23 protein-coding genes are annotated in these 22,592 nt (G+C 67.8%); 7 read left to right on the forward strand and 16 right to left on the reverse strand.

Features of this window, described 5'->3' with window-relative positions:
• Positions 1–652 precede the first annotated feature (652 nt).
• The 3 genes from rpsN to rpmB are packed head-to-tail and all read right to left on the reverse strand — an operon-like array spanning position 653 to position 1,367.
• Positions 653–958, reverse strand: a complete 306-nt coding sequence (gene rpsN / locus DWV11_RS00115) for a 30S ribosomal protein S14 (protein WP_070348674.1) — start codon at positions 956–958, stop codon at positions 653–655.
• Positions 959–960: 2 nt separating this feature from the next.
• Entirely contained in the window at positions 961–1,131 is a 171-nt protein-coding gene (gene rpmG, locus DWV11_RS00120) for a 50S ribosomal protein L33 (protein WP_070348673.1), read from the reverse strand.
• Positions 1,131–1,367, reverse strand: coding sequence for a 50S ribosomal protein L28 (gene rpmB, locus DWV11_RS00125; protein ID WP_070348672.1), 237 nt, complete (start codon positions 1,365–1,367; stop codon positions 1,131–1,133). The genes rpmG and rpmB overlap by 1 nt, the downstream gene beginning before the upstream one ends.
• 463 nt (positions 1,368–1,830) lie before the next feature.
• Between rpmB and DWV11_RS00130 the strand changes: the two genes are divergently transcribed.
• Genes DWV11_RS00130 through DWV11_RS00140 form a run of 3 tightly spaced genes read left to right on the forward strand, consistent with a single transcriptional unit; the run spans position 1,831 to position 4,572 of the window.
• A complete protein-coding gene (locus DWV11_RS00130) occupies positions 1,831–3,306 on the forward strand; it encodes a ferredoxin reductase family protein (RefSeq protein ID WP_245953358.1) in 1,476 nt (491 codons plus the stop codon).
• A complete protein-coding gene (locus tag DWV11_RS00135; protein WP_245953359.1) occupies positions 3,303–3,785 on the forward strand; it encodes an FMN-binding protein in 483 nt (160 codons plus the stop codon). Before DWV11_RS00130 ends, DWV11_RS00135 begins: the two co-directional genes overlap by 4 nt.
• On the forward strand, positions 3,769–4,572 hold the full coding sequence (locus DWV11_RS00140; RefSeq protein ID WP_245953360.1) for an FAD:protein FMN transferase: 804 nt from the start codon (positions 3,769–3,771) through the stop codon (positions 4,570–4,572). Before DWV11_RS00135 ends, DWV11_RS00140 begins: the two co-directional genes overlap by 17 nt.
• A gap of 13 nt (positions 4,573–4,585) precedes the next feature.
• Here DWV11_RS00140 and DWV11_RS00145 read toward each other — a convergent pair whose 3' ends face one another.
• Both DWV11_RS00145 and DWV11_RS00150 read right to left on the reverse strand, forming a co-directional pair.
• The gene (locus tag DWV11_RS00145; protein ID WP_115786766.1) at positions 4,586–5,365 is read right to left on the reverse strand and encodes an SGNH/GDSL hydrolase family protein; all 780 of its coding nucleotides are present in this window, start codon (positions 5,363–5,365) and stop codon (positions 4,586–4,588) included.
• A gap of 94 nt (positions 5,366–5,459) precedes the next feature.
• Positions 5,460–5,939, reverse strand: a complete 480-nt coding sequence (locus DWV11_RS00150; RefSeq protein ID WP_115786767.1) for a MarR family winged helix-turn-helix transcriptional regulator — start codon at positions 5,937–5,939, stop codon at positions 5,460–5,462.
• 41 nt (positions 5,940–5,980) lie between these two features.
• On the opposite strand from DWV11_RS00150, the gene DWV11_RS00155 reads away from it, so the two are divergent.
• Entirely contained in the window at positions 5,981–6,265 is a 285-nt protein-coding gene (locus DWV11_RS00155; RefSeq protein WP_115786768.1) for a YciI family protein, read from the forward strand.
• Positions 6,266–6,333: 68 nt separating this feature from the next.
• On the forward strand, positions 6,334–6,789 hold the full coding sequence (locus tag DWV11_RS00160; protein ID WP_115786769.1) for a VOC family protein: 456 nt from the start codon (positions 6,334–6,336) through the stop codon (positions 6,787–6,789).
• Between the two features lie 32 nt (positions 6,790–6,821).
• On the opposite strand, the gene DWV11_RS00165 is transcribed toward DWV11_RS00160, so the two are convergent.
• The 7 genes from DWV11_RS00165 to DWV11_RS00195 all read right to left on the reverse strand — a co-directional run bounded on the left by DWV11_RS00165 (position 6,822) and on the right by DWV11_RS00195 (position 14,231).
• Entirely contained in the window at positions 6,822–7,673 is an 852-nt protein-coding gene (locus DWV11_RS00165) for an SGNH/GDSL hydrolase family protein (RefSeq protein WP_115786770.1), read from the reverse strand.
• Positions 7,670–8,509 (reverse strand): SGNH/GDSL hydrolase family protein, encoded by an 840-nt coding sequence (locus DWV11_RS00170; protein ID WP_115786771.1) that lies wholly within the window; start codon positions 8,507–8,509, stop codon positions 7,670–7,672. Before DWV11_RS00170 ends, DWV11_RS00165 begins: the two co-directional genes overlap by 4 nt.
• A gap of 405 nt (positions 8,510–8,914) precedes the next feature.
• Positions 8,915–9,979 carry a siderophore-interacting protein gene (locus DWV11_RS00175; protein WP_115786772.1) on the reverse strand — a complete coding sequence of 355 codons (1,065 nt, stop codon included), beginning with the start codon at positions 9,977–9,979 and terminating at the stop codon, positions 8,915–8,917.
• Positions 9,976–10,914: an ABC transporter ATP-binding protein gene (locus DWV11_RS00180; protein ID WP_115786773.1), complete on the reverse strand. Its 939-nt coding sequence runs from the start codon at positions 10,912–10,914 to the stop codon at positions 9,976–9,978. Before DWV11_RS00180 ends, DWV11_RS00175 begins: the two co-directional genes overlap by 4 nt.
• A 1-nt stretch (position 10,915) precedes the next feature.
• Complete coding sequence (locus tag DWV11_RS00185) at positions 10,916–12,046, reverse strand: FecCD family ABC transporter permease (RefSeq protein WP_115786774.1); 1,131 nt, start codon at positions 12,044–12,046, stop codon at positions 10,916–10,918.
• Positions 12,043–13,149 carry a FecCD family ABC transporter permease gene (locus DWV11_RS00190; RefSeq protein ID WP_115786775.1) on the reverse strand — a complete coding sequence of 369 codons (1,107 nt, stop codon included), beginning with the start codon at positions 13,147–13,149 and terminating at the stop codon, positions 12,043–12,045. Before DWV11_RS00190 ends, DWV11_RS00185 begins: the two co-directional genes overlap by 4 nt.
• An 8-nt stretch (positions 13,150–13,157) precedes the next feature.
• Complete coding sequence (locus DWV11_RS00195) at positions 13,158–14,231, reverse strand: iron-siderophore ABC transporter substrate-binding protein (RefSeq protein WP_115786776.1); 1,074 nt, start codon at positions 14,229–14,231, stop codon at positions 13,158–13,160.
• 599 nt (positions 14,232–14,830) lie between these two features.
• Here DWV11_RS00195 and DWV11_RS00200 point away from each other — a divergent pair.
• Positions 14,831–15,325 (forward strand): FBP domain-containing protein, encoded by a 495-nt coding sequence (locus tag DWV11_RS00200; protein ID WP_115786777.1) that lies wholly within the window; start codon positions 14,831–14,833, stop codon positions 15,323–15,325.
• An 87-nt stretch (positions 15,326–15,412) separates the two neighbouring features.
• On the opposite strand, the gene DWV11_RS00205 is transcribed toward DWV11_RS00200, so the two are convergent.
• Genes DWV11_RS00205 through DWV11_RS00215 form a run of 3 tightly spaced genes read right to left on the reverse strand, consistent with a single transcriptional unit; the run spans position 15,413 to position 21,268 of the window.
• Positions 15,413–18,862, reverse strand: a complete 3,450-nt coding sequence (locus DWV11_RS00205) for an ATP-binding protein (RefSeq protein ID WP_115786778.1) — start codon at positions 18,860–18,862, stop codon at positions 15,413–15,415.
• Positions 18,859–19,797 carry a DUF4194 domain-containing protein gene (locus tag DWV11_RS00210; RefSeq protein ID WP_115786779.1) on the reverse strand — a complete coding sequence of 313 codons (939 nt, stop codon included), beginning with the start codon at positions 19,795–19,797 and terminating at the stop codon, positions 18,859–18,861. Before DWV11_RS00210 ends, DWV11_RS00205 begins: the two co-directional genes overlap by 4 nt.
• Positions 19,790–21,268: a DUF3375 family protein gene (locus DWV11_RS00215; protein WP_425452031.1), complete on the reverse strand. Its 1,479-nt coding sequence runs from the start codon at positions 21,266–21,268 to the stop codon at positions 19,790–19,792. Before DWV11_RS00215 ends, DWV11_RS00210 begins: the two co-directional genes overlap by 8 nt.
• A 347-nt stretch (positions 21,269–21,615) precedes the next feature.
• Here DWV11_RS00215 and DWV11_RS00220 point away from each other — a divergent pair, with 347 nt between their 5' ends.
• Positions 21,616–21,906 (forward strand): hypothetical protein, encoded by a 291-nt coding sequence (locus DWV11_RS00220; RefSeq protein ID WP_115786781.1) that lies wholly within the window; start codon positions 21,616–21,618, stop codon positions 21,904–21,906.
• A 35-nt stretch (positions 21,907–21,941) separates the two neighbouring features.
• Here DWV11_RS00220 and DWV11_RS00225 read toward each other — a convergent pair whose 3' ends face one another.
• Positions 21,942–22,538 carry a PadR family transcriptional regulator gene (locus DWV11_RS00225; protein WP_115786782.1) on the reverse strand — a complete coding sequence of 199 codons (597 nt, stop codon included), beginning with the start codon at positions 22,536–22,538 and terminating at the stop codon, positions 21,942–21,944.
• Positions 22,539–22,592 lie beyond the last annotated feature (54 nt).

The raw sequence follows: 22,592 nt of genomic DNA on the forward strand, positions 1-22,592 counted from the left end.
GAGTTCTCAAACAACAGACACACCCGGCACCACCCAAACCAAACATTCAGGATCGCTCCGGAGCAACTTTCCAAACTTACCCGATTCCCTTCGTTCAGGCAAATCAACGTTTCCGTCAATTTCTGAACAAGAAGGTCCCTTGAAGGCATCAAGGCCAGCCGGAAATCCGGCTATCTTCGGGGGAGTTTGGCCGCCTCCGGGTCCCAGCTCTTCGCTGTCCCCCTCGCGGCGACTCAGAAAACATTACACGGGCCGCTGAGCCTGCGCAAATCAGCCTGACGCCGTGGCAGGAACCCCGGAATCCCGGGCGAAAACCACCCATGAAGCCCCGCCGGCCGCGCAACGAAGCCTGGACCGGCCACGTGAAGCCGCTCACATCCACCGGACATGTCCAGCCGGGCCGGCGACGAGCGCACATAACAGCACCATGTCCAACCCACGCCCCCACGGAAGAACATGTCCACCGGAGCCGACGATCGGGTTCGCCGGGGCCGGCGCCAGGAAGGTCGGGCATCCAGGAAAGGCGGGCAGCATGGTGGCATGCATTCCCAGCCCCGCAGCCTCCGGAACGCACAAAGGGCCGGCAACCAAACGGTTGCCGGCCCTTCTCAAGCTGCTGGAATCAGCGCTCCTGGATTACAGGAAGACGTGATTACCAGGAAGACTTGGTGATGCCCGGGAGTTCGCCCTTGTGGGCCATGTCGCGGAAGCGGACACGGGAGATGCCGAACTTCTGGAAGGTACCGCGCGGGCGGCCGTCGATGACGTCGCGGTTGCGGACGCGGATCGGGGAGGCGTTGCGGGGCAGCTTCTGCAGGCCGAGGCGGGCCTCTTCGCGTGCTTCGTCAGTCGCGTTGGGGTCAACCAGGGTCTTCTTGAGTTCGAGACGCTTGGCGGCGTAGCGCTCAACGATGACCTTGCGCTGCTCGTTGCGAGCAATCTTGGACTTCTTAGCCATGTTTAGCGCTCCTCTCGGAATTCGACGTGCTGGCGGATCTTCGGGTCGTACTTCTTCAGGACCAGGCGGTCCGGGTCGTTACGACGGTTCTTGCGCGTCACGTAGGTGTAGCCGGTGCCCGCGGTGGACTTCAGCTTGATGATCGGACGTACGTCCTTGTCCTTCTTTGCCATTAGAGCTTCACCCCACGAGCAAGGATGTCGGCGACGACTGCGTCGATGCCGCGAACGTCGATGGTCTTAATGCCCTTGGCCGACACAGTCAGCGTGACATTGCGGCGCAGGGACGGAACCCAGTAGCGCTTCTTCTGGATGTTCGGGTCGAACCGGCGCTTGTTGCGGCGGTGCGAGTGCGAAATGCTGTGTCCAAAGCCCGGCTCGGCTCCGGTCACCTGGCAGTGTGCTGCCATGTCGACTCTCCTCAAAGTTTGGAAATAACGGCCTGCAGAATTCCTGCTTGCCGTGCGGTCAGTGACGTCCGACGCCGGTCCACTATGTTTTCGGTAGTTCCCGCAGCATCACGGACCGGTTGAAGCCAGTACAGGATTGCCGCTGCGGCGAAGGAGTGGGCCCGGAAACTGGTTCCGGGATACCGGGCGGATGGAGGAACGAAGCAACTTGAGCCCCTAACTACCGGCCGCCGGATGTTCCGCCGTTTCCGACAGTCACCGCCAACCGGAGCAATTGCACACGCTCCGCGCCACCTAGCGCCTAATAAGTCTAGGTGCTACGTGAAATTAAGACCAATCCGGTGTATACGGGCTTGCCTGCGGCGCGGCCGATCACGGGCCCAGGACCGGTCCCGCGCAGGTCATATCCTGTTTCAAGGCCTTTCACAGCGAAACGAAAGGCTCCGGCCGGAATCTGGATTGCATGAAGCAGCAACTCCTTGAAACCCCGCGCCGCCAGTACCCGGCCCCGCCTCCCGCGGCGGGCTCCGCCGTCGAACACGGCTTGCGCTCCCGGCAGCGGCGCCGCATGGTCCGCACCGATCTGCTCACCGTGCTGCTGTGGTCCTCCCTTTCCGCCGCGGCGGCTTTGTGGTTGGCCGACGGCGGTGCCTCCTCGCTGGGCACCGCTTCCCGGATCGTCACGGCGGCCGGGATCCTGGCCGGCCTTACCGGCATGGACGTGGTGCTGATGATGCTCCTGCTCGCAGCGCGGCTGCCGTTCGTTGATAACACCGTGGGCCATGACCGCGCTTTGGAATTCCACCGCAAGCTCGGCAAACCGGCCCTATACCTGCTGCTCGGGCACGGGCTGCTCCTGTCCATCGGCTATGGCCTGGCAGAGGGCCTGGATCCGGTCAGCGAGGCGGTGGCACTGTGGACACTGGTCCCCGACATGTGGCTCGCGTTCGTTTCGCTGGCCATGTTCATCGCCGTCGTGGTCAGTTCCCTGGTGGCGGTGCGGCGTCGCTTCCCCTACGAGTTCTGGTACGTGGTGCATTTGCTGACGTACCTGGCCGTCGCCGCGGCCATCCCCCACCAGTTCAGCGTGGGCGGAATGTTCGCCGAGGGGACCTGGCAGCGCTGGTACTGGCTGTTGCTGTGCCTGGGCACGGGTGGGGCGCTGCTTTGGTACCGGGTGGCGGTGCCCCTCGTGGCGACCTTCCGGCACCAGTTGACCGTGAGCCGTGTGGTCCCGGTGGCGCCCGGCGTGGTGAGCATCGAAATGCACGGCCTGCGCCTGCACGAGCTCGCGGGCAGCGGTGGCCGGTTCTTCGTCTGGCGCTTCCTCGCCCCGGGTATGTGGTGGCAGGCTCATCCGTTCAGCCTCTCGGCAGAACCGGCGGCAGCACGGCCGTCGGCCGGCCGGGCCGGGACCGGGGCCGGGGCCGGGGCCGGGGCCATCCGCATCACGGTGCGCAACCTGGGCGACGGATCGGCCGCACTTACCACGCTCCGGCCGGGCACCAAGGTGGCGATCGAGGGCCCGTACGGCATCTTCAGCAGCGCGGCCCGAACGAAGAAGCGGGTAGTGCTGATCGGGGCAGGCATCGGAATCACCCCCATCCGGGCGCTCCTCGAATCCACTCCGTTCGCGTCCGGCGACGCCACGGTCCTGCTCCGCGGCAGCAACCCCGGCGAGCTGTACCTGGGCGAAGAAATCATGGAGCTGTGCCGGCGGCGGGGAGCCACGCTCTTCCACCTGACCGGCCCGCGGGCACGGAACAGCTGGCTCCCGGCCAGTGAGGTTCCCGGCGGCTTGCGGGACTATGTGCACGACCCGGCCGGGGCCGACGTCTACGTCTGCGGTCCCGCGGCCTGGGCGCAGCTGGTCCTCGCGGATGCCCGGAGGGCCGGGGTGCCGGAAGCACAACTCCACTACGAAAGGTTTGACTGGTGAGACCCAGGGCAGCATTCGCGGCGGCGATGGCGTCGGCGGGCATCCTCCTGGCCGGATGGCAAGCTGGAGCGCACATCGCCGAATCCAGTGCCTCGGCAGTTACGACGTCGGACGTGAACGGCGCGGCGGCAGGGACCGGTTCCGACGGCACAGGTTCCAGCGGGGCGGGGGCTTCGGCGAAGGCCGGGGCGGCGGCCAAGGCCGGCGGCAGCTTCACGGGCACCGCGGTCCAGACCCGCTTCGGAACCGTCCAGGTGCAGGTGACGGTCAAGGGCGGGGTCATCACCGACGTCACCGCCTTGCAGCTCACCGACGCCGAGCAGCGCTCCGTGCAGATCAGCAACCGGGCGGCGCCGGTGCTCCGCAGCGAAGTCCTTGACGCGCAATCGGCCAATGTACAGACGGTCAGCGGCGCCACCGTCACGAGCGACGCCTACCTGACCTCACTCCAGGGAGCCCTCGATGCCGCGAACTTCTGACCTTCGTTCCCGGACCTTCCGCAGCATGGGCACCGTGGTCAGCCTCACCGTGCCCGCGGCTCACGGACTCACGGGACCTGAAGCGAAGGTATTGGAACTCGAGGCCGCCACCACCGCCGTCGAGCAGGTTTTCCTCGCGCACGACCGGACCTTCAGCCTCTACCGGCCGGGGTCGGAAGCGAGCGCGATCGCGCGGGGCGAGCTCGCGCTGGCTCAGGCTTCGGACGACATGCGCCGGACACATGCCGAGGCCCTGCGCTGGCGCCTGGACACCGAGGGCGCCTTCACGCCCGAGCGTCCGGACGGGGTCCTTGACCTGGCCGGCATCGTCAAGGCCCAGGCGATCATGGAGGCCGGAACCGTCCTGCTCGCCCTCGGCCTGCAGGATTGGTGCCTCAACGCCGGCGGCGACGTCCTGGCCCACGGTTCCCCGGAACCGGGCAGGGGGGAACCGTGGCGTGCCGGCGTGGTGGACCCCGCGGACCGTGGCGCCCTGGTCTCCGCTTTCCCCCTTGGCCCGGCGAACTCACGCAGCGCCCTGGCGACCTCCGGAACCGCGGAACGCGGCGAACACATCTGGGCCGCAGGGCTGGCACGCACGGCCTCCAGCGGGTTCCGGCAAGTCTCCGTGGCGGCAGCGGACATCGTCACGGCCGACGTCCTGGCCACGGCGATCATGGCCGGCGGCCGGCGCACCCTGGACATCGCCACCGGGCGGTGGGATGTGGACGTCCTGGCCGTAAGCAACGACGGCGGACTGCTCGCCACCCCGGGTTTCCGGACGTAGCGGGCCGGTTCCGCTACAGGCGGGTCAGCTCCGGGTACCTCGGGCTCAGCCCGTCCCCCGACGATGTGCCCTTGACCCGGCGGACCACCCACGGAACGGCATGCTCGCGCATCCATTGGGCGTTGTCCCGGAGGGCGGCGATCCCGCCAACGCGTCCGACGGCGGTGCTCCCGCCGCCTGCCATGCCGTGTTCTTCGGGAGCCAGGCGCTCGTGTTCCAGCACGTCCAGCACCCGGTTCGCCATGTTGATGTGGCCCGCGACGGACATGTGCATCCGGTCCCGGTCCCACATGCGCCAGTCGTGGTACTCGCCGAAGCGCCAATAGTCCACCAGGGTGGCCCCGTGCCGGTCCGCGATTTCCCGGACCAGTTCGTTGTAGATCGCGGTCCGCCCGCGCATGGTGCCGAAGACCTTCGAGCTCCGGGCGTCGAACCCGGTGAACAGCACCACGGCGGCACCGGTGGCACGCAAGGCGGCCAGGCCGGCGTCGTAATCCTCCATCAGGGAATCGATGTCTACCTTCGGGCGGAAGATGTCGTTCGCCCCGGCGTACATGGTCACCAGTGTCGGTTGGAGCGCGACGGCGGCGTCCACTTGTTCTGCCATGATCTGCCGGAGTTTCCGGCCGCGGATGGCGAGGTTGGCGTAGCCGAAGGAGTCACTGTTCCGGCCGAGCTGTTCGGCCACACGGTCCGCCCAGCCACGGACGCCGTTGGGGCGGGCGGGGTCGGGGTCGCCGACACCTTCCGTGAAGGAATCCCCCAGGGCGACATAGCGGGCCGAAAAATCCATGCCGACAGTCTAATCACCAGGTGCGGCGGCCCGGCGCCCGCGCAGGATCCGCGGACCTGGCTTCAGCGCGCTCAGCGCGCGTTAAGCCCGCGGCTCAGCGTTCGCGCAGAATCCAGTGGTCCGGCTTCAGGCGGGCCACGATCTTCTCGCCGATGCGCGCGAGGTCCGCGACGTCGTCATCGGTCATGGCGTCCAGCATCAGCTCGCGGACCGATTCCACATGCCCCGGGGCGAGGCCGACGATGGTGTCCATGCCTGCGTCGGTCAGGTGTGCGACGGTGACGCGGGCGTCGCTGGGGTGGCCCTCGCGCTCCACCCAGCCGCGCTTCTGCAGCTTGGTGACCACGTGCGACAACCGGGACAGGGACGCACTGGTGCGGGCCGCCAACTCGCTCATGGGCAGGAAGCGGCCCTCGGATTCGGAGAGCATCGCGAGCACGTTGTAGTCGAAGAGGGACAGCTTCCCCGCCGCCTGGAGCTTGGTGTCCAACGCCGCCGGCAGCAGGGTGTTGATGCTCACGAGGGCCAGCCAGGCGCGGCGTTCCTCGGCATTCAGCCAGCGGGGTTCGGTCATGGAACCATCCTAGGCGGGGCCCCGCTGGGTAGTCTGGTGGCATGTTCATTGTGTCGCTGACGTACAAGGTTCCGGACGAGATCGTCGACTACCACCGCCCCGCCCACATGGCCTGGGTGAAGGAGACCTTCGACGCCGGAATCTTCCTTGCGTCCGGCCGCCGCGTTCCGGCGATCGGCGGTGTGCTGCTGTCCGGCGTCGACCGCGCCACCCTGGACGAAGCCCTGGCCCGCGACCCCTTCTATTCCAACGGCGTGGCCGATTTCGAGGTCATCGAATTCTCCGTGACCTCGGCCGCCGAAGGCTACGAGAACCTGCTCGACTAAGTAGCGGATTTGCGAAACTGTCTGTCAGACCCGTCTTGCCTGTCAGGCCCTTCTGGAATGCTCTGCGTATGGAGATGACAGTGCAACTGACAATCGATTGCTCCGATCCGCAGAGAATGGTCACTTTCTGGGCCGAGGCCCTTGGCTACGTACCTGAGCCCCCGCCGGACGGCCACGCCACGTGGCGGGCCTATTGGGCTGCAACGGGAGTGCCCGAGGCAGAATTGCCGGCCGGCGCCGGGGACATTCCAGAGTCGATCATCGATCCTGCGGGACGTGGGCCGAGGGTGTGGTTCCAGCAGGTGCCGGAGCCGAAGGTCGCCAAGAACCGGTGGCATTTCGATCTGAAGGTCGGCGGGGGACGTGACGTGTCGCCGGGCATCCGCGTACAACGTGTCACGGCTGCGGTGGAACGGCTGGTCAAAGCCGGTGCCACCGTGCTGCGGATCAGGGATGAGCCGGATGCGGGTCTCTATGCCGCCGCCATGCAGGACCCAGAGGGCAACGAATTCGACATCGTCTGAGATCCGTTGGGACAGCACTGGTCCCAGCCGGTTCACGCCCTGGCCGCGGACTGGAACTGCGCCTTCGAGGTGCCCAGGCGTTCCGGAAGGACCGCGGGCATCAGGGCCGGCCAGCGGGCGCCGAGGTGGTCGCCGCTGGAGACACCGCGGAGCCGCCGGGAGAACCAGGGAGCGACGTCGCGCCTCAGCCACGCGGCGTCGTCGGCGATCATCTTCGCGCGGCTGCGCTGCAGCGGCGGGGCGAGGACCGGCGGCGGCAGCGAGTGCGGAGCGCCGAGCACCTCGAGGACTTTCACCGCCATGTATTCATGGCCGGGAGTGGACATGTGCAGCCGGTCCGGCGCCCACATCCGGCGATCCTGGAAGCGCTCGAAGCACCAGTGGTCCACCAGGAGCGCGCCGCAGTCCGCGGCGATGCGCCTGATGTGCTTGTTGAAGACGGCGGTGCGCAGCTTGAGGGGCTCAAGGACCGGGGACAGCGGCACGTTGTACACGGTGAACAGAACCAGCTGCGTGCCGCTTCCCGCGATCCTGGCGACGGCGGCCTCGAAGCGACGGATGAGCGCCCCGAGGTCCAGGCGGGCGGCGAGGAGGTCGTTGCCGCCGGCGTGGAAGCTGACGAGGGTCGGTTCCATCGCGAGCGCGGCGTCCAACTGCTCGTCCACGATGCGGCGGAGCCGGCGACCGCGGACTGCGAGGTTCGCGTAGCGGGTGGCCGGATCATTCCGGGTCAGCTCTTCGGCCACCCGGTCGGCCCAGCCGCGGCAGTCGTTGGGGAGGCGGAGGTCACGGTCACCCACGCCTTCGGTGAAGGAATCCCCGACGGCGACGAAACGCAACGGTGCGGGGCTTGGGTTCCGGGGGCTCAGGTTTTCGGGGCTCATGCGGGCTCCTTTGACGCTGCTTGTTCCGCGAGTTTCCGCAGTCCGCCCTTGCGCGGGACCTTTACGGGTTCGGGCCAGCGGGGACTGAGGGAATCGCCAAGGGTGACGCCGCGCAGCTTGCGCCCGAACAGGGGAACCACCCAGTCGTGGATCCAGCGGCGCTGCAGGCGTTCCCATTCGCGCAGCTTCAGGCGCCGGGGCGGGTCCCAGTCCTTTGGGGAGATCTTGTGCGGCACGCCCAACTGGTCCAGGACCCGGGCGGCGAGGTATTTGTGGCCGGCCTTGGACATGTGGAGCCGGTCGGCTGCCCACATCCGGCGGTCGTGGTAGGCGTCCATGCACCAGTAGTCCACCAGCACGGCGCCGTACTGCGCGGCCAGTTCGCGGACCCGCTGGTTGTACAGGGCGTTGCGTTTCCTGAAGGGTTCCAACACGGCGGAGACCCTGACGTCATAGCCCGTGAAGAGGACCAGGGTGGCGCCGGTTCCGGCGAGGCGGTCGACGAGCTGTTCGTACTCGGCCATGAGCTGGTCCATGTCCGTGCCGAAGTCGAGGATGTCGTTGCCGCCGGCGTAGAGGGTGATCAGGCTCGGCCTGAGTGCGAGGGCGGGTTCGAGCTGGTCGTCGACGATCTGCCGGAGCCGTTTGCTGCGGACGGCCAGGTTCGCGTACTCCCAGCCCGGTTCAGCCTTGGCCAGCTTCTCGGCAACACGGTCGGCCCAGCCCCGGACCCCGTTGGGAAGGTGTTTGTTCCGGTCTCCCACCCCCTCGGTGAAGGAGTCCCCGAGAGCAACGTAGCGCCGCCGCCCCTCCGAAGAAGAAAGAATCCCACCCACCCCACGGACCCTACCCACCCCAATCAACCGCAAGGGAACAGGGAGCTTAACGAACGGCGTCGGGCACAGCTAAGCCCGAGCGGCACGAAGGCGGGCAACGGCTACGGTGACAGGCAATAAGGTGACAAACTCACCAGCCGCAGTCGGTGGTCTGCAGGGAGCGCATCGCCGACCAAAGCGAAGCGCAGGTCGCCCAGCGACCGAAGCGGAGCGGCGGGAGGAAGAGAGGACCCGAGGGACCCGAACTGAGCTTGCGAAGTTTGGGAAGGGTCTGAACGCTAAGCGACTGCAAAGTAGCGGCGAAGGCGAAAGCCGAGCGACCGCCGTCGTACGCGTCCAAAGGTGACGTGCCGCGTCCAAAGCCGAGCGGCCGTCGTCGCGTGCTAAGCCGTAAGGCGCGGGAAACTAAAGCTCCGCTTTCCCCTTGCGCCAGTACCCCATGAAGGCCACCTGTTTCCTGTCGATCCCGACGTCCCGCACCAGATACCGCCGCATTTCCTTGATGACTCCTGCCTCGCCGGCAATCCAGGCGTAGAAGGGCAGCGCGCCAGCCGGAAGGTCGGGGTTGCGGGTGGCTTTGATGGAGGCGGTGTCCATGCGCTGCGGGGTTTCCCAGAGGATGTCCTGGTCCACGTTGACGTCTTCGGGTTCGGGGCCGGCTGCGGCTTTGGAGGCGATGCCCACCCAGCCGGGCACGGGCACGGCCCGCCGCACGGCGTCCTGCAGGAGCTGGCCGTGCGGCCGGGAACGGCCGATCGAGGCGCCGCGCGCCAGCCAGGTGATTTCGACGTCGGCGGCCGTCTGGAGGTCCTGGAAGTCCCCTGCTTCGGGGACCTCGAGGAAGGCGTGGCCGCTGAGCCCGGCGGGCAGGCTTTCGAGGATGGCGCTGATGGCGGGGACCGAGGTTTCGTCGCCGGCGAGGAGGACGCGCTGGGCCAGGCCCGGCCGCCATTCGATGCCGGAGTAGATTTCCGCGGTGACGCAGTGCGCGGCACGGTTGTTGGGGCCGATGACGGTCAGCGAGTCCCCGGGCTTCGCGTTGAGGGCCCAGTTGGCGGCGGGGCCGCCGTTGCCGTCGGCATCGAAGTGCATCACGAAGTCGACGTCGATCTCCGGGTAGACGGCGTCGAGGCGTTCGTGGCGCACCGTGTAGGTGCGCATGCTGCCGCGCACGGCGGGGTCCATGGCGAGCCATTCCTGGTACCAGCCGGTGTTGCCCATTTCGAAGGCGGGCAGCGGGAGGGTACGGCCCTCGGCGTCGAGCGAGGGGATCAGCAGCTTGATGCGCAGGTCCAGGGTGTTGCCGGAGACCCCGAAGCCGCGCAGGCAGTAGCCGCCGAAGGTGATCCGGCGGAAGTTGGGCCCGATGTCCTGGACGGCGGTGACGGTGACGTCGAAGGCCAGGACCATGGGCTCGGTGACTGTGGTTGCTGCGCGGTTCTTGGCCATCGGTGTGGTTTCCGTGCTCATGAGGCAATCTCCAGTGCGGGTTCGGCGGTGTGGGCAGCGTGCGCGTGCGTTTGGGCAGCGTGGTCTTGGGCAGCGTGCGCGTGGTCTTGGGCAGCGCGGTCTTGGGCAGCGCGGTCGTGGGCAGCGTGCGCGTGCGGGTAGTGGTGGCGGCCGATCGGCACGACCAGCGGGGTTCCGGAAACGGGGTCCGGGACAACGCGGGATTCGAGGCCGAACACGGTGCGGACAAGCTCTTCGGTGATGACCTCGCTGCCGGAGCCTTCGGCCACGATGGCACCGTCCTTCATGGCGATGACGTGGTCCGCGTAGCGTGCGGCGAGGTTGAGGTCGTGGAGCACGATCACCACGGTGGTGCCGCGGCGGCGGTTCAGGTCCGTGACGAGGTCCAGGACTTCCACCTGGTGCGCAAGGTCGAGGTAGGTGGTGGGCTCGTCGAGCAGCAGGAGCTCGGTTTCCTGGGCCAGGGCCATGGCGATCCAAACCCGCTGCCGCTGGCCGCCGGACAGTTCGTCCACGTTGCGGCCCGCCAGCTCAGTGGTGGCGGTGACTTCGAGGGCATGCCGCACCGCGAGGTCATGGGGCGAGGAGTCGCCGTGGCTCCAGTTCCGGAAGAAGCCCTGGTGCGGGTACCGGCCGCGGCCCACGAGATCCCGCACCGTGATGCCGTCCGGGGCGACGGGGTGCTGCGGCAGGAGGCCGAGGGTCCGGGCGAGTTCCTTCGCCGGGCGGCTGCGGATGTCCTTGCCGTCCAGGGTCACGGCCCCGCCGCTTGGCTTCAGCAGCCGGGACAGGCCGCGCAGCAGGGTGGACTTTCCGCAGCCGTTGGCGCCCACGATCATGGTCACCTTGCCTTCGGGGATCTCCGTGCGGAGCCCTTCAATGACCCGGCGCTGCTCGTACTGCAGCGTCAGGTCCCGGGCGCTGAGACGTGCCATGTCAGGAGTCCTTTCGGTTGGACGTGGCCAGGAGCCAGAGCAGGAAGGGGGAGCCCAGGGCGCCGGTCACGACGCCGGCCGGCAGCACCGTGCCGTCCAGCAGCATCGGTGCCACGTTGTAGGCGAAGTAGTCGGCGGCCAGGACGATCGCGGCACCGGTAAGGGCCGACGCCGGAAGGCTGGGTTTCCCGGTGAAGCGGCGGGCGATGGGCCCGGCAAGGAAGGCGACGAAGGAGACCGGGCCGGCTGCCGCCGTCGCGACCGCCGCGAGGGCAACGGCGGCGAGCACCAGGCCGAGCCGCACTGCTCCGACGCGGATTCCGAGGCCCGCGGCGGTGTCATCGCCGAGTTCGAGCATCCGCAGCGGCTTGGCCAGGACCGCCGTGAGCGGCAGCAGGACGCAGAGTGCCAGCAGCAGCACGCCGATCCGTTCCCAGGTGGCCGGGTTGAGGGAGCCGTTGAGCCAGATGAGGGCTTCCGCGGCGGTGCGGATGTCCGCGCGGGTCATGAGGAAGCTCACCAGGGCCCCGAGCGCGGCGGCGAACCCGACGCCCGCGAGGACCAGGCGGTTGCCGGCGGCGTTTCCGTTGCGCCCGCTGGCCCCTCGGAGGCTTCCGCCGCGGGAGATCAGGTAGATGAGCAGGGCGACGGCGAGGGCGCCGAACAGGGCCGCGGCGGACACGGCGGCTCCTGAAGCGCCGAAGACCACGATCGCCAGGACCGCGGACGCGCTGGCGCCGTTGCTGATGCCGATCACGTCCGGGCTGGCGAGCGGGTTGCGGAGCATCGTCTGGAACAATGCGCCGGACAGCCCGAACGCGACGCCGATCATCAGGCCCATGATGACCCGCGGCAGTTTGGCCTCCATCACGATGAAGCTGGCGCCTGGGATCTTCTCGCCGCCCGTGAGGTGGGCCGTGACGATGGTGACGAAGTCCGGAACCGTGACCGTGTAGCTGCCGAGCAGGATGCCCGCCACGAGCAGGAGCACGACGGCGGCCGCGAGCAGCCAGGTCCGGTTAAGCTTTCGTTTCCCCGCGCGAACTGGCAGGTAATGACCCTTTTCCGCGGTTTTGAGGGCATCAGCTGCCAGTTCGCGCTCAAGGGTGGCGCGCTCAACAACGCGGCTCACAGGGAAACTCCCTTGCCGCGACGGACGAGCCACACGAACACGGGGGCGCCGAGGATCGCGGTCATGATGCCGGCCGGGACCTCGCCGGGGAGGAGTACCACCCGGCCTACGACGTCGGCGGCCAGCAGCAGCGCCGGGGCCAGCACCAGGGAGAAGGGCAGGATCCAGCGGTAGTCCGGGCCGGTGAAGAAGCGCACGGCATGGGGAATGACCAGCCCGAGGAACCCGATGGGTCCGGCGAGCGCCGTCGCCGATCCGCACAGCAGCACGACGCCGAGCGCCACGATTGCGCGGGAGAGGCCCACGCGCTGGCCGAGGCCGCGGGCGAGGTCGTCGCCAAGGGCCAGGCCGTTGAGGATCCGGCCGCTGAGCAGCACGATCAAAGCACCGACCACCAGGAACGGCAGGCCGGGCAGGATGACGGACCAGTCGCGCCCGGCCACGCCACCCACCTGCCAGAAGCGGAAGCGGTCCAGGGTGTCCTGGCTGGAAACGAGCACCACGTTCATCAGGGAGTACAGCCCGGCGCTCAGGGCGGCGCCCGCCAGGGCGAGCTTGACCGGCGTCGCGCCGTCCCTGCCCATCGAGGCGAGCAGGTAGACGACGGCGGCAGCTGCCGCGGCGCCGAGGAAAGCGAACCAGATGTACCCGCCGAGGCCCGTGATGCCGAAGAGGTAAATGCCGGCGACGACGGCGAGCGCCGCCCCGGCGTTGACGCCCATGATGCCGGGATCGGCCAAGGGGTTGCGGGCAACGCCCTGCATTGCGGCACCGGCCAGGCCGAGGGCGCCGCCGGCGAGCAGGCCGAGTCCGGTGCGCGGGATCCGGGCATGGACCACGGCGTGGTTGCCCTCCGCGGGGTTGAAGTGGAGCAGCGCGTCCCACACCGTGTCGAGCGGGATGGCGCGGGCACCCACCGCCAGGGAGGCGCCGCAGGCGAGGGCGAGCACGACGACGACGGCCAGCAGCCAGGCGGGCTGCTTGCCTTTCCGGGCGCGAACCTCCGCACGAACTGGCAGTTGTTGCCCGTTCGGAGCGGTCTTAAGGGCTTTAGCTGCCAGTTCGCGCTCCACGGAGGAGGCCGCCGTCGTGCTTGCCGTCATGGAGGGGCCTACTTGGCGGCGGCGTCAGCGCCCGCGGCGAGCTGCGGCAGGAACTTGTCCAAGGCCCACGGCAGGCTCAGCGGCGAGGAGGCGGAGATGGCCAGGGTGAGGGTGTTATCCGAATCGGCCACCAGGGCGCCGTTCTTCACCGCCGGGATCTGGCCCAGCAACGGGTCCTTGACGATCTGCTCCTTGGTCTTGGCATCCGGAACCCAAGACACGAAGACGTCAGAGTCCAGTTCGTTGGCCTTCTCGGCGGACCAGCCGGTGAAGAACTCCTTGGAGCCCTTTGACTTCTCCTCCACAATCGGGGCAGCCTTCATGCCGATTTCGCTGAGGAAGCGCGGCCGGTTGTCGGCGGCAAGGTAAACGTTCACGCCGTCGCCCTTGGCCGGCTCCAGGTTGCCGTAGATGAAGGTCTTGCCGGCGATCTGCGGGTACTTGGCAGCCTCGGCCTTGATGGTGGCCTCGGTGTCGGTGACGAGTTTCTCCGCTTCGGCGGTCTTGCCCAGGGCCTTGCCGATCAGCGTGGTGGCTTCCTGCCACGGGGTGCCGTAGGCCAGTTCGGGCTGGGCCACCACCGGGGCGATCTCGGACAGCTTCTTGTAGTCCGCCGCTTCGAGGCCGGAGTAGGCGGCCAGGATGACGTCCGGGTTCAGCTTGGCGATCTCGGTGAAGTTGATGCCGTCGGCCTCGGAGAACTGGACAGGGGCCTTGCCGCTGCCGAAGGAAGCGCCGAGCTTTTCAAGGGCGGCGTCCTTCCACGGGGTGGAGCCCTTGTCATTGTTGCCCCACTCGTTCTTCGGGACACCCACCGGAACGACGCCGAGGGCCAGGGCGATGTCGTCGTTGACCCAGGAGACGGTGACGACGCGCTTGGGCTGTTCCTTGATGGTGGTCTCGCCGAAAACGTTCTTGATGGTCACGGGGAACGCTGCGCTGGCGGCCGCAGTCGAGGCGTTCCGGGCACTGTCGGCCGGGCCGGTGGAGCAGGCAGTGAGGGAAAGCGCGACGGCGGCCAGCGCGGCGGTTGCGCTGCCTGCGGTCTTGAGCAGCGCACGGCGTGGGAGGAGGGAAGCCATGTGAATCCTTAGGTAAGCGGTGCAAACCCAAGTAAGGCTAGCCTATCCTTCTGCTAATTACGAAACACTTACGTCACCTAATTCCGGATGGCACCAGGCGCGTCCGGTTCATCCTGCGTCAATTCCTTGCGCCTGTCAGGCAACGCGGGGTCACTTACGGCCCATGAATGCCCCGAACATGGGCCCGGACTGACCCCGCGTTGTCTCCGTCCCGCGTTGTGTCTCCGTCCCGCGTGGACAGAAGCCCGCGTGGACAGAGGCCCGCGCCGTTTGGCAGGATGGCGGAACCGGACGATTAGCCGGCACCAAATCATGCATCACAGGATCGAGGGAATGAGCATGCGCGCTGCATCGGCGAACGCTGCCATGGTGAGCGGGGTGGCCGTTACGGCCTGCTGTGCGCTTCCCCTCGCGTCAGCCATCCCGCAAGGCCGTCAGGCCAACTGACCGGCCGCATCTTTCCCAAGACCCCGAGGAATCTTCAAAATCCTCCAACGGGCTTTTCGTGCCATGCCGGATTGGCGGACGCTTCGCGCCCATTCTTCGCCCCCTGCACCTGCATTGCGTAGGGGTCCATCCGATGCGAAAGAAACTTCACCATGCAGAGAATCACCGCCCAGCAGATCCGTTCGTCCTTCATCAATGCGAGCCGCTCCGATGCCGCCAAGCTCAACCTTCCCCGGGATTTCGAGGCCCTCGACTGGGACAATCTTGAATTCCTGGGCTGGCGGGACCCCAAGATGCCCCTGCGCGGCTACCTCGTCATGCCGGCCGACGGGAAGCTCACCGGCATCATGCTGCGCGCGCCCGAAGGCGGGGCGGGCAAGAACCGGGCCGTGCTGTGCGAGCTGTGCCGGGATGTCTTCTCCAAGGAAGAGGTCTACCTGTGGGTAGCCCGCCGCGCCGGGCAGTCCGGCCGTGACGGCAACACCCTGGGCACACTGATCTGCGCCGACTTCCTGTGCTGCGCCAACGTGCGCAAGGAGCCGCCCGCCAACGAGATCAACCCGGACCCGGCCGCCGTCGTGCTTCGCCAAATCGCGGGCCTGCAGGAGCGGACCTCCCGTTTCCTGTCCCGCGTCCGCGAGGCATAGGCCTGAGCAACGCGGGGTCAGCTACGGCCCGTAAATGCCCCGAACATGGACCGTATCTGACCCCGCGTTGCCAAGGAGAGAAGGGCCTCAGCGGAACACGATGTCCACCGGGTTGGCCTCCGAACGCCACTGACCCGGCACGCCGGGGCCGCTGATCACCGGAGCCGTGAGCACGCCGGACCGGTTGGTGCGCTTGTCCCGCAGGATCTCCGTGACCGAGCCGAGGTGCCGGGAGAGATCGATGACATTTTCCGGGGCGGCGAGCAGCAGTTGGAAGCCGAACTCGTGCAGCGCCTTGATGCCCGCGCCGGCAAACTCCTCGGAGGCGAGCACGAAGGCCTCGTCCATCATCACGGTGCCGTACGTGGTGAAGCCCTGCTCCGCGATGCCCAGCTGGTAGCTCAGCGCCGCGGCCATGATGAACGCGGTGAAGCGCTGCCGCTCGCCGCCGGACATGGAGCCGGTGTCCGTGTGCATGAAGACTTCCGTCTTCACACCGCCACGCGGGCCCTGCACCTGCCGGTGTTCCTTGCACTGGATGAACAGGTGGCCGCGCACGTCCAGCACCTCGGCCCGCCAGCGGCGGTCCTCCGGCGCCTGCGAACCGAGCCGCTTGACCAGCGTCTCGAGGGACTTGTAGCGGTTGCCGAGTTCGACGTCGTCCTCCGCCGTGCTGCCGGCGGCACCGGCAGAACCAGTGCGGCGGCTGTGGCGGGCTTTGAGCGCGTTCTGGATGGCGTCCTTGAACTGCTTGGCGGTGGCGGGCATAGTCTGCTTGATGTCCAGCTCGAGGTAGCTGCCCTCGTGGAAGTTCACCTCGGACAGGATGCCGTTCAGCGGCAGGATGCGGCTGGTGATGGCCCGCCGTTCCTCGTCCAGCAGGTGCAGCAGGGTGCTGAAGGATTCGTGTGTGCGCTGGTTGAAGAACTGCCTGAACTCGGCCTCCTGCGCCGGCAGGCCTTCACTGACGATCTGGTGGTAGCGGGACTCGAACTCGCCGGCCGCCCCGATCGACGTGCCGTGGTCCGCGGAAATCGCCGTGCCCCAGTCGCGCACGAAGCCTTCGAAGATACGGCTGAGCCGTTCCGCGAGGGCCTGCCCCTTGGACTCGGCCGCGTGCAGCTCGGCGAGCAGCGAGGTGCGGACCCGGTTGGCCAGGTTGTCCAGTTCGTGCAGTTCGGTGATGTCGCCGAAGCCGGTGAACTGCGGTTCCAGCGCGGCGACGGTGGCGTCCGACGGCGGCGCGTCGGCCAGGCGCTGGCGCGCCGCGTCCAGCAACGAGTCGGCCATGGTCATCTGCTGGTCCAGGGCCTTGTATTCGCTTTGCAACACGGCGGCCGAACCTGTGGAGGACTGGTGCTTTTCGCGCACGGCCTCAATGCTGGCGCGCAGCGGTTCGAGGTCCGCCTGCGCAGCCAGGGCGTCCTTGAGGCGCTGCTCGATTCGGGCCAGCTCATCCGCGGCCACCGCGGCGGACACCTGTTCCCAGCTGCGTTCGTCCTCGGCCACGCGGCGGAGGGCCTCAAGTTGCCGGGCCATGCCCTGGTGCGAATCTTCGCGGCTCTGGGCGAGCTCGGCGGCCTTGGCCAGCTCGTTCTCCAGTTCCCCGACCTTCGCGGCGAGCAGCTCCTGCTTGGCGGCGTTGTCGAAGCCCAGCACGTAATCCTGGCGGCCGGTGAAGCGGTCATCCTTCTCCACGGTGTGCCGGTTCCGCTTGACCACGCCGCCCAGGCTCAGGCCCTTGTCCAGGCCCGCCAGCTTGTCCGGGTCCTCCACGCAGGGGTAGGCGAAGTCCAAGGCGATCCGCTCGCGGACCCATTCCCCGGCGTCGGCGTTGATCCCCGAGGTGAGGATGTCCAGCTTCGTCAGGAGATCGCCGTCGGACACGTCCTCCACGGCCAGCGCACCGCCGGCGAGCGGCTTGGACACGTCCACCGCGCGCAGGGCGCCGCGGATGGTGTTGTCGTTCAGGAAGCGCGTGACGGCGGCAAAGTGCTCGCCGGGGACCAGCAGCGTGGTGGCGAGGCTGCGCAGGGCCCGCTCGGCGGCGGGCCGCCATTGCTCCTCCCCTTCCACGAGGTCGATCAGCTCGCCTGCGAAAGGCAGGCGCTCTTCCGGGACACCCGTTGCCGCCGCGATGGCGGCCCGGTTCTCAATGCTCGACGGCGGCAGCAACGACTTGCTGCTCCGCAGCGACGCGAGTTCCTGCTGCGCCGTGGCAAGTTCGCGCTTCTTGCTCGCGTGCCCGTCGAAGGCCTCGAAGCGCAGTTCACGCAGCGCCTCGGAATCGTCCTGGAGCTCGGCCGAACGCGCCGCCGCCTGCTCGTGGGCCTGGCTCCAGCCCTCGGCCGACCACTCAAGGTCCAGGCCGGCGTCGGCCAAGGCCTTCCGGGCCGCGGCCTCCACGTCCTGCCGCAGCTTCAGGCCTAGCCGGGCGTTCTCCAGCGACTGCTCGATCGCCGAAATCGCGTTGCCACCCTGGTTGTTGTAGTCCGACTCGAGCTGCCGCAGCTCCTTGGCCAGGGCATCACGGACCGACCGTTCAGCGCCGAGCTCCTTGGCCTTCTCCTGGGCGAGCTCCTTGAAGCGGGCCAGGGTCTTCGTGCGGACCTCGACGGCGAGCTGCTGCTTGTATGAATCGAATTCCTCGCCGCTGAGCTCCCGCAGCCTGTTCGCCTCCAGCAGCGACTGCGCGTACTCCCGGTTCAGTCCGGGCACCGGCGCCAGCTGGTCGCGCTGCTGCCGCACGTCCTCCAGGCGCTGCCGGATGGACATCAGGTTGCTGAATTCCTCCACGACGTCGTCCGCCGCCGCGAGCGTGGCCGGCGGGTCGAGCACCTGGTCCCGGAAGAAGGTGTTGACGCTGCCGCCCAGGCCCTTGCCCGCCTGGATCACCCGCAGCAGCGGCAGGGCCTGGTCCGAGCTGATCCCGAGCAGGCGGCGGAAACGCTCCGCGAACGCCTTGTGCACGTCGAAAACCTGCGCCTCGGGGAAGATACCCTCCAGGGCCCCCTTGGTGAAGCGCTTCTCCGCGATGCCCTCGATCGCAGCCAGGTCCAGCGGCTTGTGGTCGATCAGGTAGAAGCGGCCGACGCTGGACTCCGTGCCGTTCTTCGGCAGGTCGAAAAGCGCCGACACCGTCACCCGGGTGCCGGCGGCGTTGTCGAACGTCAGCGCGACGGCGGACCAGGTGGCGCCCGGCCGCTGGAAGGCACTGGCCGAGCCCTCGCCCACCGCTTTGTCGCCCACCTTGCCGCGCATGTACGTGAACGTGGTGCGCCTGTCCTCCACGGAACCGCCGGCCCGCTGCGCCGCCGCCTCGTTCGAGCGCGGCCGGGCATCGAAGACCCGCAGCATGGCGTCGAACAGCGTCGACTTGCCGACGCCTGAGTTGCCCGTCAGCAAGGTGCCGTTGCGGTCCACGTGCATTGTGTGCGCCCCGTGGAAGGTGCCCCAGTTGACCACCTGCACCAGCGCCAGCCGCATCTGGCCCGGGTTCACCTGCTCGCCGATCGGAAGCATGCTCGCGATGGTCACTTTGTGCTCCCGTCAGTTGTGGTTGCGGATGCCTCCGCGGTGGATGCCGATGCCGCCGAAGAGGCGGGGCCGGCATCGGCATTCTCGCCACCCAAGGTGCCGTTACCAGTTTCGGAAGCCTCGCCGTCGTCGTCCGTTTCTGCCAGTTCCAGGAGCGGCTCGGTGCCGGTTTCGTCGGCCCCCGCTGCTACCAGGGCTTCGATTTGGGCGGGGATGTCGCCGATGTTTTCGAAGGGGAGGGCCAGCGGGAGGGCCTGGGAGATGGAGAAGGTGTCGTCAATGCCGGTGGCCAGGAGGAGCTGGCGGGCCAGGAGCTTGGTGATGGTGCGGTTGACCACGTCGGCGTCGCGCAGGGCGTCCTGCTGTCCGGAGGGCTGGTAGTGGGCCACGAGTTCGGAGATTTCCTCGCGGGTGATGGTGGGCTCGGTCTGGGCCGAGGCGTGCCGGTCCAGCAGCAGGCGCAGGCGCAGCAGCACAATCGTTTCCACGCGGCTCAGGGCACGCTGCTGGCGCAGGATGCTGGAGCGGGCACCGCCGCCGATCACTTCCGGGTCCACCGGGCGGAGCACCGCAATCTTGCGTTCGTGGTCGAGTTGCAGGTTCAGGAACAGCTCGGAGAGGCGGCTGCGGAGGATCTGCTGGTTGTCGAGCAGGGTGGTCCAGAGCTTTTCGTCCCGGCCGCCGTCGACATATGGCCCCTTCAGCAGCCGCACCAGGGCCTGGCGCAGCTTCATGGGCAGCACCCCGGTGTCCCCCGGGAAGAGGGCAGCGCCGTCAACGAAGGTATCGCGCGGCGTCACACGGAATGGATCTGCGCTGACATGTTCGAGGTGGACATGTCCGTCCCCGGATGCCTCCGCATGGACATGGTGCGTTATGTCCACGCCGTCCTGCGGTGGGTGGACCTGTCCGTCGGTGGTGGGGGCGTCAGTCATCGGAATCCTTGTCGGAGGTCACAGCAGCGGAGGCCACGTCGGGGACGGTGAGTGTCACGAGCGGCAGGTACGCAGTGCGGGTGCTGCCGTCGATTTGTTCGAAGTCGATGTTTTCCCAGGCTTCCTGTCCGAACGCCGCGCCGCTGTGCAGGGCGTGCGACAGCAGGGCGCGGACGGTGTTGATGTGCCGTTCGTCGCCGGGCAGGTTCTCCCAGGCCTCCGCCAAGGTGGAGGCTCCCGCGGCAGCCGCACGGACGACGTCGGGCCTCGCCTTCGCGGACCGCAGGGACCGTACGCGGTCCGCATCGCTGAAGGCGATCGGCTCTGCGAGTTTGGGCGGCGCCGCGAACTCGTCCGGGTCGAAGAGCTTGACCATGGCGAGCGACTCGAAGGCGGCGTTGTAGAGCACCGGGGCGCGGACCAGGCCGGGCCGGTCGCGTTCGTACGGCATGGAACGGATGGCCTGCTCCGCCTCCCGCAGGACGTTCCGCAGCCGCACGGACTGGCGGATATCGTCACTTTGGATGTAGGCGTTGAGGCTCTCGGAGAGCTTGCCGTAGATCCGCTGGATCTGGCTGTGCTGGGTGCGGAGTTCGGCCACAAGGTTCCTGAGTGTCTCGCGGTCCTCATGGCTGAGCTCGTCGGCGAACTGCCGGCCCAGCACCTCGCCGATTGCGGAGCGGAAGCGCAGCTGCTGCTGGGGGTCTTCGAGGAACGCGGTGAAGGAGCGGAAGGTCCTGCCTTCGGGGCTCTGGCGCAGGCGCTTGTCCGCCTCCAGGACCTGGGCCATGGTGGCGCCCTTGCTGAGGGATTCCTCGATGATCTGGTTGCGCAACTCGCCCACCAGTTCCTCGATGCGGTCGCGCATTTTCTTGTAATCGGCGGGCAGGCTGGCGGCGAGGTCCAGGATGTTCCCGGCGGCCTCGACAGCTTCCTCGTCGTCCAGCAGGCCGTCGAAATCGCCGGAGCTGATGTCCGCGATCAGTTGCTGGCGCTCCTGGATTTCGTCTTCCAGGGCTTCCAGGCGGGCGCTCTGGTCCGGGTTGGTTTCGTTGGCGAGCTTCTCGACGTCGCCCAGCAGCGTCCCCAGGCGGGAACCGTTCAGGGTGGAGCGTTCGCTGGAAAGGCTGTCCAGGAACGCCAGCACGCGGGCCGCGGCTTCCGTGACTTCGTAGACGATCCGGCCGGACTGGTTCCGGCGGGTCAGGAACTGCTTGCGGGTCCATTCGTCGCCGAACGACTTGCCGTTCGCCGATCCGCCCAGTCCCGGCTCCTGGCGGCGGAGCTGCTCAAGGAAGGCGTCGACGTCGGCGTGGAACTCTTCGAGCGGAAGCTGCGGCCGGGCGCGGGTGAAGGATGCCTGCAGCACCGCAATCACCCAGGGCGCCGAGCGCGTCAGGGCCCAGGCCGGGCCCTTGGTGAGGAGTTCCAGGTCCCGGAGTCGGGCACCGATGGCGTCAGCCGAGGACATCGCTGAGCGTGACACACACTCTCCTTCAGCTGCCGCGGTACGTCGTGGCAGCGGGATTTTCCGGAAACTGCCCGTTCAAGGTTAACGCAGGGCGGCCGGTGCCGTCGGCCCGGCCCGTCCGCCCGGCTTCGGGGGACCTTCCGCAACCGCGCCGTGACCTTGCTTCCCCGGACGATTTCAATCACGCAACAACTCCGCGCGGCGCGCCCGCGTTGCTGGCCGGAAACCCCGGGCCGCTCCTAATCTCGAAACACCGGCCTTCCCCGGACTGCACCACACCCTGTTCAAAGCACCACCCTCAGCTCAGGCACACCATTCCTCAGGCACATAAGTCCAAAGGGGGACCAATGAACCTCGATTTCACGGCTCTGGACACGTCCGTCTATGTCTTCATCGGAACGCTGCTGATCGGGCTCGCCCTGGCCGCCTTCCTGGCCGTGGCTGCACTGGCAACGCTTGCCTTGGCAGGGACCGGGCAGTTCCTCTGGTTCCTGCTGCGGAGCGCCTTGGGCGCGCTGGTCGATGGAATCAACTTCGCCTGGGAGCGGGTGGTCCACCAAGCCGGGAATGTTGAGATTCCGGGAGAACTGCAGGCAATGACGGGCTCCCTGGTGCGCCAGCCCAATACGCTTCACTAGCCGCGGACACCACCACAGCACCGGCGAACGGCCGGCTAGTCCGCAAGGATGTGGTACAGCGCCCTCCGGGCTTCATCGATTTTCTCCATGGCGGCCTTGCGCTGTTGATCGCTCGCCGCGATGCGGAACTGATGGATGACCCGCATGAGCTTCACCACGCTCTCGTGAAACGCGGGCAGGGCGCCCTCGGGGTCCGCGTCCCAGGCGTTGTTCAGCTCTTCGGCGTGCTCGGCCACGTAGGCCTTGCCCGCCTCCGTGAGCGTGAACTCTGTGCGCCTGCCCTCCCCTACGGGTTCGATCAGTTCCTCATCCACAAGCTGCTGCAGCGTCGGGTAGATGGACCCCGGGCTGGGACGCCAGGCGCCGGACGTCTTTTCGGCAATGGTCTGGATCAGCCCGTATCCGTTGGAAGGCTTCTCGGCCAGGAGGGAAAGGATCGCCCAGCGGACGTCACCCCTGCTGGCCCGCCGAAAACCGCCGGGGCCAAAGCCCGGTCCAAAGCCGGGTCCGAACCCGCCGCGTCCGAACCCGCCTCCACCATGGCCGTGGGGTCCGCGGTGGCTCCTGCCGCGCTCGAAACGACCGTTGCCGGGCCTGCAGTCTCCGTGCTCGTTGTTGTGAGTGCCTTTCATGGTGGCACCAGCCTTTCTGCCTGATGAACGCCAACCATCTGGCGATACTTAACG

The organism is Arthrobacter silvisoli (assembly GCF_003369445.1).
GTDB lineage: Bacteria > Actinomycetota > Actinomycetes > Actinomycetales > Micrococcaceae > Arthrobacter > Arthrobacter silvisoli.

What these genes read in the sequence shown, in the direction of transcription:
- DWV11_RS00210 (WP_115786779.1), bottom strand. Translation starts at nt 19,797, where the DNA reads ATGACTGACGCCCCCACCACCGACGGACAGGTCCACCCACCGCAGGAC.
- DWV11_RS00145 (WP_115786766.1), bottom strand. Translation starts at nt 5,365, where the DNA reads ATGGATTTTTCGGCCCGCTATGTCGCCCTGGGGGATTCCTTCACGGAA.
- DWV11_RS00225 (WP_115786782.1), bottom strand. Translation starts at nt 22,538, where the DNA reads ATGAAAGGCACTCACAACAACGAGCACGGAGACTGCAGGCCCGGCAAC.
- DWV11_RS00195 (WP_115786776.1), bottom strand. Translation starts at nt 14,231, where the DNA reads ATGGCTTCCCTCCTCCCACGCCGTGCGCTGCTCAAGACCGCAGGCAGC.
- DWV11_RS00140 (WP_245953360.1), top strand. Translation starts at nt 3,769, where the DNA reads ATGCCGCGAACTTCTGACCTTCGTTCCCGGACCTTCCGCAGCATGGGC.
- DWV11_RS00220 (WP_115786781.1), top strand. Translation starts at nt 21,616, where the DNA reads ATGAACCTCGATTTCACGGCTCTGGACACGTCCGTCTATGTCTTCATC.
- rpmB (WP_070348672.1), bottom strand. Translation starts at nt 1,367, where the DNA reads ATGGCAGCACACTGCCAGGTGACCGGAGCCGAGCCGGGCTTTGGACAC.
- DWV11_RS00180 (WP_115786773.1), bottom strand. Translation starts at nt 10,914, where the DNA reads ATGGCACGTCTCAGCGCCCGGGACCTGACGCTGCAGTACGAGCAGCGC.
- DWV11_RS00175 (WP_115786772.1), bottom strand. Translation starts at nt 9,979, where the DNA reads ATGAGCACGGAAACCACACCGATGGCCAAGAACCGCGCAGCAACCACA.
- DWV11_RS00150 (WP_115786767.1), bottom strand. Translation starts at nt 5,939, where the DNA reads ATGACCGAACCCCGCTGGCTGAATGCCGAGGAACGCCGCGCCTGGCTG.
- DWV11_RS00155 (WP_115786768.1), top strand. Translation starts at nt 5,981, where the DNA reads ATGTTCATTGTGTCGCTGACGTACAAGGTTCCGGACGAGATCGTCGAC.
- DWV11_RS00130 (WP_245953358.1), top strand. Translation starts at nt 1,831, where the DNA reads ATGAAGCAGCAACTCCTTGAAACCCCGCGCCGCCAGTACCCGGCCCCG.
- DWV11_RS00200 (WP_115786777.1), top strand. Translation starts at nt 14,831, where the DNA reads ATGCAGAGAATCACCGCCCAGCAGATCCGTTCGTCCTTCATCAATGCG.
- DWV11_RS00190 (WP_115786775.1), bottom strand. Translation starts at nt 13,149, where the DNA reads ATGACGGCAAGCACGACGGCGGCCTCCTCCGTGGAGCGCGAACTGGCA.
- DWV11_RS00160 (WP_115786769.1), top strand. Translation starts at nt 6,334, where the DNA reads ATGGAGATGACAGTGCAACTGACAATCGATTGCTCCGATCCGCAGAGA.
- rpmG (WP_070348673.1), bottom strand. Translation starts at nt 1,131, where the DNA reads ATGGCAAAGAAGGACAAGGACGTACGTCCGATCATCAAGCTGAAGTCC.
- DWV11_RS00215 (WP_425452031.1), bottom strand. Translation starts at nt 21,268, where the DNA reads ATGTCCTCGGCTGACGCCATCGGTGCCCGACTCCGGGACCTGGAACTC.
- rpsN (WP_070348674.1), bottom strand. Translation starts at nt 958, where the DNA reads ATGGCTAAGAAGTCCAAGATTGCTCGCAACGAGCAGCGCAAGGTCATC.
- DWV11_RS00165 (WP_115786770.1), bottom strand. Translation starts at nt 7,673, where the DNA reads ATGAGCCCCGAAAACCTGAGCCCCCGGAACCCAAGCCCCGCACCGTTG.